Genomic DNA, 8599 nt, shown 5'->3' with positions numbered 1-8599 from the left:
CATCACAATGCCCCGCAAACGAACACAACCGCGCGGAAGGCACATCATGACGGAACAGACGGCAAGACTTCGGCTTCCCTACATCCTGCCCTCGCAGGCCCAGAAACACGTCACCCACAACGAAGCCCTGCAAAGGCTGGACGCGATCGTGCAGCTCGTCGTCAGGGCCACCGTCGCGACACCGCCCGAAGATGCAGCGGAAGGAGACTGCTTCCTTCTCTCCGCCGACGCCACCGGCGACTGGGCCGGCAAGGGCGGCAAACTTGCCTTCCGGCAGGATGGCGCATGGCTTTCGATCACGCCGCAGCCCKGCTGGACGGCATGGTTCGCGGCCGAAAGCAGATACCGGGTCCTGCAGGACGGAAACTGGCGTGACTTGCCGCTGCCGGCCAGCGGCCGGCTGGAAAGGCTGGGCATCGGCACGGAGGCAGACGCCGCCAACCGCATGGCGCTCGCCTCCCCCGCCAGCCTCTTCACCCATGGGCCGGAAGACGGCAGCCACCGCATGACGGTCAACAAGGCAGGCAAAACCGATACCGCCTCCCTGCTGTTCCAGTCCGGCTGGAGCGGCCGGGCGGAAATGGGCCTTGCCGGCAGCGACGGTTTTTCGATCAAGACGAGTGCGGATGGCGCCACCTGGCATACGGCGCTTTCATGCAACGGCGATGGCCGGGTCTCGATGCCCAACCGCCCCGTTGCCGTCGCCGGCCTGCCGGCGGGCACGACGAAACCCGCCAACGGCTCGGCGGCGGGTTTTTCCGTGCTCTCCATCGCCGAGGGTGGCTTTGCGCTTGGCGATGTGGTGAGTGGCGGCGGGCGGGAACTCGTCGTTCCGGCCAAGGGCCTTTATCTTGCCGTGCTGTCGCTGGCCGTGGCCTCCTCCTCCGGCCACCGGGCGACACTCGCCGTCAACGGCGCGGCGGTGAATTTCAGCATCGCCGGCAACGCATCCACCGCCGGCGCCACGCAGTCGGCAACGGCCCTTCTTTCCCTCGATGCCGGCGACCGTCTGCGGCTGGCGCATGAGGGAACCGTGGAATTGATACAGGGCAACGGAAAAACATGCCTTTCGCTTGCGGCACTCTGATCCGGACAACCGATGAGCGAGAAAAATTGCGATTTTTGGAAAAATTTTTTCCCGGCAAAATAAGGCGACTCGAACAAATCAGGCGAAACCGTTCAAATTCTTAATAAATTGTCACGACCTGCTTAGGCAATTTTTAAAGGTACCGGGCTAGAGTTCCCGTCATATGGTCTTGAGTTTGTATAGAGTGTCCAATGACCGAAATGATACGCCCACGAGTTAAATATGTCATCGGCCCCGATGGCAGCCCTCTGACGATTGCGGATCTTCCGCCTGCCAATACCCGTCGCTGGGTCATTCGCAGAAAGGCGGAGGTGGTTGCCGCGGTACGCGGAGGACTGCTGAGCCTCGAGGAAGCCTGCGAGCGTTATACGCTTACCGTTGAAGAATTCCTGTCCTGGCAGTCCTCGATCGCCGATCATGGCCTCGCCGGCCTGCGCACCACGCGCATCCAGCAATATCGCCACTAAACCAGTGCGCCGGCGCGGCAACGCGCCCAAACCGAATTTCCAGAACGCCCCGCCGTATCACCGACGGGGCTTTCGGTTTGATTTCGGATTTCCTTCCGCAGAACATGCCCGATACGGCCGGCGATTGTCGCCGGTTTGTGTCCACTGCGTTCGCCATCCCGCTGTTTCAATTCGGATGCAAGCCGTTACAGTGGCGCAAACGAACACGCAGAGAGGCATGCATCATGGATATCAAGACAACCGAAAACGGATCGCACGGCGAATATTCGGCAACCATCGACGGCCACAAGGCGGAGATGACCTATTCGCGCACCTCCCCTTCCCTCATCATCATCGACCATACCGGCGTACCCGATGCGCTGCGCGGCAAGGGCGTCGGCCAGGCGCTCGCCGCACATGCCGTCGATGAAGCCCGCAAGGGCGGCTGGAAGATCATTCCGCTCTGCCCCTTCTTCAAGGCCCAGACCCTGCGCCATGCCGACTGGGCGGATGTTATCCAGGGGTAAGCAGATTTAGGCCGAAACGTGAGAAAACCAGTGTGATCCCGATAGCGACATAATCGCGGGGATCGCCGCCCGTTTCTTCTCCCCGCCGGGGAGAAGGTGGCCCGAAGGGTCGGATGAGGGGGCTTGCTCTCCGAACATCTCGCCCCTTCATCCCGCTGCCGCGACCTTCTCCCCGGCGGGGAGAAGAAACAAACGGCACACGCCCGATCCCTCACGACCGTTCCAAATATCGCGTCATTCATAAATGGGCGTCGATCCTCCCGTCACGCCACCTTCAACGGCGGCGTCCCGGCATGCATGCTCCGGCGCACTTCTTCACGGAATTCGAGCGTATCCTTCGCGCCATGCACCGCAACGGCGTGCTGCACGGCCGCTTCCATAAGCTCCTCCGGAGAATCGGCGGAGATGGCAACGGTGCATCTGCTGTCACTGGGGAATTCACGGCAATCGATATATTGGCGGGCCATTTTTTCCTCCCTGCATTGCCGCCCGCACCCCGCACGGGGCACGTGCGCGTAAAGCCTCCGGCTCACGGTCGGAACCCCCGTAAATTACGCCTTTCCCCGCCCCCGGACAATCGAAATCGGGGTGGCGATCCCGTCGGGAAACACCGGCAGTGCAGCAAAGCGGAAAGGCCGCCCTTACGGAGCGGCCTTTCGAAAAAATGCAAGGCGTCCCGTCATTGAAAGCCGCCTCCTGATCCACCGGCAGCCGTCAATGAGGACGAAATTCGTCAGGTCTTGCGCCGGTCGTCAGGCGCGGGCGCGGATCGCTCCGTCGCGGTTTTCCAGTGCCGCGGCCTTTTCGTATTCGGCCTGCACCTCTTCCAGCGACGCTTCCGCCGCTTCCTGCTGGGCCTTCAGTTCCCGGATGGAAACCTGAAGATTATCCGCCCGCTGGCGCGCGGCCTTGGCGAAGGTCGGATAGGCGAAATGGGTCGGATCGGTAATACCCGACTTGCTTTCTTCCAGCGATATCTGATGCACCAGTTCCTTTGCCATCCGTTCAAACTCGGACATCATCTGCTGCAGCTGGTTAAGCTGCCGGCGTTTTTCGTTGACCTGAAATTCCTTCAGGCGAACCAGGCTGTCACGCGACTTCATACGCAATACTCCATGGATAGCGAGACCCGGATCAAAAAGGCACTATGCCCCCCTGATCGGCCCGTTTAACCCGCCCGTTCAACCGGCCGGGTTAACCCCTTGTGCCGGAATGATTCCTAAAAGTTACCCGACGTTAATAAAAAACCGCCGTCGTTAACCTTTCGTTTACGGGCATCGTTAATGATAACGACGATCATTTAAGGGTCGGTAAATGCCAGGTCCAAAAAAACGGGCCAGACGATGTAAGAGTCGATTGAATCACTTAGCGGGAAATCCTCACGTTAAGCTTCAATTTTGGCGATGGTGGATTCACGTGCAAAAACAGCGAAATGCCTACTTTGCTTAATAAATTCGATACACCTTGCCAAAGGCAATTAGAATTTGTTAACCATTTGGTGGCAGCCTGCAAATCAGGCAACGTCTGGATCCGCATCGCGCGAGGCAATGTTTTACCGGTTCGCGGGCGGCAAAGGGGATAATTATGCGGGTTCTACTTATTGAAGACGACAGCGCGACAGCGCAGAGCATTGAACTGATGCTCAAGTCGGAGAGCTTTAACGTCTACACGACCGACCTCGGTGAGGAAGGCGTGGACCTCGGCAAGCTCTATGATTACGACATTATTCTTCTCGACCTCAACCTGCCCGACATGTCGGGTTACGAGGTTCTGAGAACGCTTCGCCTCTCCAAGGTCAAGACGCCGATCCTCATCCTGTCCGGCATGGCCGGCATCGAGGACAAGGTTCGGGGCTTGGGCTTTGGCGCCGACGATTACATGACGAAGCCGTTCCACAAGGACGAGCTTGTTGCCCGCATTCACGCAATCGTCCGCCGTTCCAAGGGCCATGCGCAGTCGGTCATCGCCACCGGCGAGCTGATCGTCAATCTCGATGCCAAGACGGTTGAAGTGGGCGGCCAGCGCGTTCACCTGACCGGCAAGGAATATCAGATGCTCGAGCTGCTTTCGCTGCGCAAGGGCACGACGCTGACCAAGGAAATGTTCCTGAACCACCTTTATGGCGGCATGGACGAGCCGGAACTGAAGATCATCGACGTCTTCATCTGCAAGCTGCGCAAAAAGCTCGCAAATGCAGCCGGCGGCGCAAACTACATCGAAACCGTCTGGGGCCGCGGCTATGTTCTGCGCGAGCCGGATGGCGCCACGGAATTCCTCGAAACCGCCTGATCCATTCCGGAACAGGACAGTTTTTAAAAGACCCGCTGGAAACGGCGGGTTTTTTGTTGCGATTTTCTCCCTCATTCCTGTGCCTGTCGCAGGAATGAGGAAGGAAAGGAGCCTGGCCACGCAGCGCAAAAGGACGACGGTACATGAACCACGCCATCCCAACCCTCAAGACCCGCCGCCTGACATTGCGCCCGCTGACCATGGCGGACTTCCCGGCCTATCGGGATTTCATGGCCTCGCCGCGCTCCACCGGCGTCGGCGGCCCCTATGACCTGCCCTCCACCTGGGGCGTGTTCTGCCACGATCTGGCCAACTGGCACTTCTTCGGCCACGGTGCATTGATGATCGAGCTTGGCGAGACGGGCGAATGTATCGGTCAGATCGGCATCAATCACGGCCCGCTCTTTCCCGAAAAGGAGCTGGGCTGGCTGCTTTATGACGGCCATGAAGGGCGCGGTTATGCTGCGGAAGCGGCGGTGGCAATGCGCGACTGGGCTTTTGCGACCCTGAACCTGCCGACACTGGTCAGCTACGTCTCCCCGCAGAACAGCAAATCGGCGGCCGTCGCCGAGCGAATCGGTGGCACGCTTGACGGATCGGCGCTGCGCTCCGACGCTGAAGACCTCGTTTATCGCTACCATCCGGTCAAGACGGTTTGAAAATCGGGACGCTTCGGGACCTCCACGCCCCCCAAAGCATCCCGACCTATCCATCTTAATGCAATTCCACTTTCAGAAAGCCGAGGATTGCCTCGGCGATCTGCGCGTGGATGGCCGCGCGATCCCTGCCGCCGCCATCCCGGCAGACGAAACCTTCGCCCGGCGAAAGCGCCTCGACGATTTTTTCGCCGTTCGGTTTGCAGATCTGCATGAAGCTGAAATGGCTGGCATCCGGTATTTCCCGATAAACAGTCGTCACCTTCGGCAAATTCCGGGCGATATAGTCGGAATCGGCCTTGATGGCGGCAATCTCTTTCGTCTCCACGCAGGCGGCCAGCACCAGAACCGGCACTTCCACACCCCGCAGCGTCTCCGGCAGAAAACCGGCAGCCGGCCCAAGATCGAGCGAGACAACCGCGCGGATGCGAATATCCCGCAAATCCGCCGAAAGGCGCGGATCGGCCCTGCCGTCGCCGACGATGCCGACCTTGCCCAACAGCCGCGGCGCCTTGCATTGCGGCGGCAGCGTCTCGGCCTTGCAATCCTTCAGGGCAAGTTCGGCGCTATACCGCGCGCCCGCCAGTTCCATCGCGGTCCAGCCGCCGAGGGAATGGCCGATCACGGCGATGCGTGCCGCATCGATCCTGCCGGCGAATCGCTCGTCATCGAGCAGCGCGGTCAGCGTTCTGCTGATATCGCGCGGCCGCTCCCACAGGGGAACGATCTCCGTCGCATTCTCTTCGGTGAAGGATTCTCCGCCATGATCCGGCGCGGCCACGACGTAACCTTCCCGCACAAGTTCGCCGGCGATCCAGTTCAGGTTGCGCCAGCTTCCGCCAAAACCGTGCGACAGCAGCACGAGGGGACGGGAACCGGCCAGAAGGGCAGCCTCCGGTTGAACCTCGAGACCGTAAAAGGCTGCATTTTCTCCCACGATCGCGCTTTTGCCCGAGGGCGCGGCCGGATACCACAATGATACGTCAAGCGCCCGCGCACCGGCCCCATCCGGCAGCTCGATCCGTTTAAAGCCAATGGCGCTTCCTGCCATCGCGGCCTGAGCGGTGAAAAAAATGACAATTGCCGCCAGAAGAAGATTGCGCATGAAAAGCTCCAGGAGTTGTTGAGAACCAACCCTTGGCTGAAGCTACCGCCCACCGAGACCTCAAACAGGTTTCAGGAGGTGCCGAAACCTGTTTGAGGTCTCGATGGACAAGGCAGAAGCGCCCTAGACCCCCGTCACCCGTTCGAAAAGCCGCACGGGATTGTCCCGAAATATCGCCTCGCGAAAGGGCCGGAAGCCGAATCGGGCGGCGATGGCGAGCGACGGGGTGTTCAACGGATCAATCATGCAAACGATCCGCCGCGAAATGCCGCTATCGTCGAGCCAGCCGGTTGCCGCCGCCACCGCTTCGGTCGCGACGCCCTTGCCCGCCAGTTGCCCGTCGATTTTCCACATCGCCTCGGGCACGCCGTCGAAATCGGGCCCGTTGCCGCGGCGCATATGGGCAAAGCCCACCTCGCCGACGATGCGCCCCGTGGCAAGCTCTTCCACCACAAAGGGGCCGAAGCCGAAAACGGACCAATGACCGATGAAACGCAGCATGCGGGCGAAGGCCAGTTCCGGATCCAGCGGGGCAATCGACCTGACCCCGTCGATCCGCGGAACATCGGCGCTCCAGAATGCGCAATAAAGCGCTTCATCGGCAATGGCGTGTGGCCGCAGGACAAGGCGAGCGGTGGTCAGACGGGTCATGAACAGGCTCCCAAAAACGAAAAAAAGGCCGGCGCGTCAGCAGACGCGGTCCCGGCCTTTCACAAATTCACATCGGTAATTGCACCGTCACTCGGCAACCGTCTTTGCGGTAAAGACGATGCGGTCTTCATGCACCTTGTATTCCACCGCCATATTTGCCTCTTCGGCCAGAAGCAGCGTGTAATAGGGCTGCACGGAATGGGCGTCGACCGCCTCTTCCAGCCGGCCTTCGTAAATTTCCACGAACTTGGCCGGAACGCGCATCATCCGGCCCTTGACGGTGATTTCGAACCTGGCGTCACCATCGGGATTTTCCAGGAGCACATCCACATTGCCACCGCGCGGGATGGCGCCATAAGCGACGAGGAAGAGGTTGAGCAGAAGTTTGACACGATTCTTCGCAACGATGGCGCGCGGGCCGTTCCAGCTCACTTCCGCCTTCTTTTCGGCGGCGGCGAAATCCTGGGCAGCCTTTTCGGCCTCGCCGGTGTCGATCGATGCGCCGGCCGAGCCGGAAGCGCCGAAAGCAAGGCGGGCGAACTTAAGCCGCACGGATGCGTTAAGGGCGGACGTGCGGATGAGATCGAGCGCATCGTCATCCGTGCCGCCCTCGTCCAGCAGTTCGAGGCCGTTATTGATGGCGCCGACAGGAGAAATAACGTCATGGCACACACGGCTGCACAGAAGAGCCGCCAGATCGGGACCGGACAGCGTGATATTGAGTTTGCTCGTCATAAAATTCTCTCCTGCGCAAGGGAGGCGCGGACGGTGTGGAAATTGTTAAGCCATAATGACACCATATTTGGTAAACCGATTGTTAATAGGATGGTTTCAAAATGCCAAATGCCTTAACAGGCCACACTGGAGCCCCGTGTATCCGTCAGGATGCACGAAACATGCTGTAGAACTTTGACTCTGCGCGGCGGCCCTTGCGAAAACCGATTCGGATTTTCGGGGTTGATGCGCTAACGAACAGACGGACGGACATGACGATGCGCCTTACGAAAACCCGCACCATTGCACGCCTCGGACTGGGAAAGATCATCGCGCTCCTTGCGAGCCTCCTGATGTGGGTCGCACCGGCCGCGGCCCAGAACAGCGATCAATATTCTTTCCAGGAAGTCGTGGATGCAGGCCACGGATTCTTCGGTGAAACCACCGGCGGCCTTGCCAAAGTGGTGGAGCGCGCCTTCCAGCAATACGGTCTTCCGAACGGTTATATTCTCGGCCAGGAAGGCTCCGGCGCCTTTGTTGCCGGCCTCACCTATGGCGAAGGCACGCTTTATACCAAGAATGCCGGCCAGCACCCCGTCTTCTGGCAGGGCCCCTCTCTCGGCCTCGATTATGGCGGCCAGGGCACCCGCGCCATGATGCTGGTCTACAACCTGCCTTCCGTCGACGCGCTTTATCGCCGTTACGGCGGCGTCAGCGGCTCCGCCTTCATCGTCGCCGGTGTGGGCATGACCTATCTGAAAAGCAGCGACGTCACGCTCGCCCCCATCCGCACCGGCATCGGCGCGCGCCTCGGCATCAATGTCGGTTATCTGAAGCTCACCCAGCAGCCGACCTGGAACCCCTTCTGATAAGGCAAGACGGTCGCGGCTTGTTTCTTCTCCCCGCCGGGGAGAAGGTGGCCCGAAGGGTCGGATGAGGGGGCACCCTCTCCGGATTTCGGGACACTCGCCCCCTCATCCCGCTGCCGCGGACTTCTCCCTTTCGGGGAGAAGAAACAGGGGACACCAACACCGCCTCCGTAATTGCCGGGAGACCCCTCCCCATGGTTGCAATAATAGCGTAACGTGCTTTCGCGCCCCTCTTTCCGAATGCGCGCGTATCTG

At 60.2% G+C, this 8599-nt stretch carries 11 protein-coding genes; 6 read left to right on the top strand and 5 right to left on the bottom strand.

All coding sequences use genetic code 11. The annotated features are described in order from the left end of the window. Positions 1 to 46 precede the first annotated feature (46 nt). The 3 genes from QD336_RS21085 to QD336_RS21075 all read left to right on the top strand — a co-directional run bounded on the left by QD336_RS21085 (position 47) and on the right by QD336_RS21075 (position 2060). Positions 47 to 1087 carry a DUF2793 domain-containing protein gene (locus QD336_RS21085; RefSeq protein WP_499172057.1) on the top strand — a complete coding sequence of 347 codons (1041 nt, stop codon included), beginning with the start codon at positions 47 to 49 and terminating at the stop codon, positions 1085 to 1087. 191 nt (positions 1088 to 1278) lie between these two features. Beyond that, positions 1279 to 1554, top strand: coding sequence for a CtrA inhibitor SciP (sciP, locus tag QD336_RS21080; protein WP_003491799.1), 276 nt, complete (start codon positions 1279 to 1281; stop codon positions 1552 to 1554). 224 nt (positions 1555 to 1778) lie between these two features. After that, the gene (locus tag QD336_RS21075; RefSeq protein WP_269340279.1) at positions 1779 to 2060 is read left to right on the top strand and encodes a GNAT family N-acetyltransferase; all 282 of its coding nucleotides are present in this window, start codon (positions 1779 to 1781) and stop codon (positions 2058 to 2060) included. 263 nt (positions 2061 to 2323) lie between these two features. Here QD336_RS21075 and QD336_RS21070 read toward each other — a convergent pair whose 3' ends face one another. Both QD336_RS21070 and QD336_RS21065 read right to left on the bottom strand, forming a co-directional pair. Next, a complete protein-coding gene (locus QD336_RS21070; RefSeq protein ID WP_003522925.1) occupies positions 2324 to 2527 on the bottom strand; it encodes a DUF1059 domain-containing protein in 204 nt (67 codons plus the stop codon). A 285-nt stretch (positions 2528 to 2812) separates the two neighbouring features. Then, positions 2813 to 3163: a flagellar export protein FliJ gene (locus QD336_RS21065; RefSeq protein ID WP_003491821.1), complete on the bottom strand. Its 351-nt coding sequence runs from the start codon at positions 3161 to 3163 to the stop codon at positions 2813 to 2815. A 481-nt stretch (positions 3164 to 3644) separates the two neighbouring features. Here QD336_RS21065 and ctrA point away from each other — a divergent pair, with 481 nt between their 5' ends. Beyond that, entirely contained in the window at positions 3645 to 4349 is a 705-nt protein-coding gene (gene ctrA, locus QD336_RS21060) for a response regulator transcription factor CtrA (RefSeq protein WP_003522926.1), read from the top strand. Between the two features lie 143 nt (positions 4350 to 4492). Beyond that, a complete protein-coding gene (locus tag QD336_RS21055) occupies positions 4493 to 5008 on the top strand; it encodes a GNAT family N-acetyltransferase (RefSeq protein ID WP_499172056.1) in 516 nt (171 codons plus the stop codon). 55 nt (positions 5009 to 5063) lie between these two features. Here the strand turns inward: QD336_RS21055 and QD336_RS21050 are convergent, their stop codons facing one another. The 3 genes from QD336_RS21050 to chpT form a co-directional block, all read right to left on the bottom strand. Next, positions 5064 to 6110, bottom strand: coding sequence for an alpha/beta hydrolase family protein (locus tag QD336_RS21050; protein ID WP_499172055.1), 1047 nt, complete (start codon positions 6108 to 6110; stop codon positions 5064 to 5066). A gap of 123 nt (positions 6111 to 6233) precedes the next feature. Continuing rightward, complete coding sequence (locus tag QD336_RS21045; protein ID WP_269340272.1) at positions 6234 to 6761, bottom strand: GNAT family N-acetyltransferase; 528 nt, start codon at positions 6759 to 6761, stop codon at positions 6234 to 6236. Positions 6762 to 6848: 87 nt separating this feature from the next. Beyond that, positions 6849 to 7496, bottom strand: coding sequence for a histidine phosphotransferase ChpT (gene chpT, locus QD336_RS21040; RefSeq protein ID WP_269340271.1), 648 nt, complete (start codon positions 7494 to 7496; stop codon positions 6849 to 6851). Positions 7497 to 7747: 251 nt separating this feature from the next. Here chpT and QD336_RS21035 point away from each other — a divergent pair, with 251 nt between their 5' ends. Then, positions 7748 to 8344, top strand: coding sequence for a DUF1134 domain-containing protein (locus tag QD336_RS21035; RefSeq protein WP_269340270.1), 597 nt, complete (start codon positions 7748 to 7750; stop codon positions 8342 to 8344). Positions 8345 to 8599: the final 255 nt, after the last annotated feature.

Origin of the sequence: Rhizobium sp. BR 250 (assembly GCF_047445855.1) — a bacterium.
Taxonomy (GTDB): domain Bacteria; phylum Pseudomonadota; class Alphaproteobacteria; order Rhizobiales; family Rhizobiaceae; genus Agrobacterium; species Agrobacterium tumefaciens_I.
The sequence above is the reverse complement of the archived record's forward strand: the minus strand, read 5'-3'. Positions and strand labels throughout refer to the sequence as shown.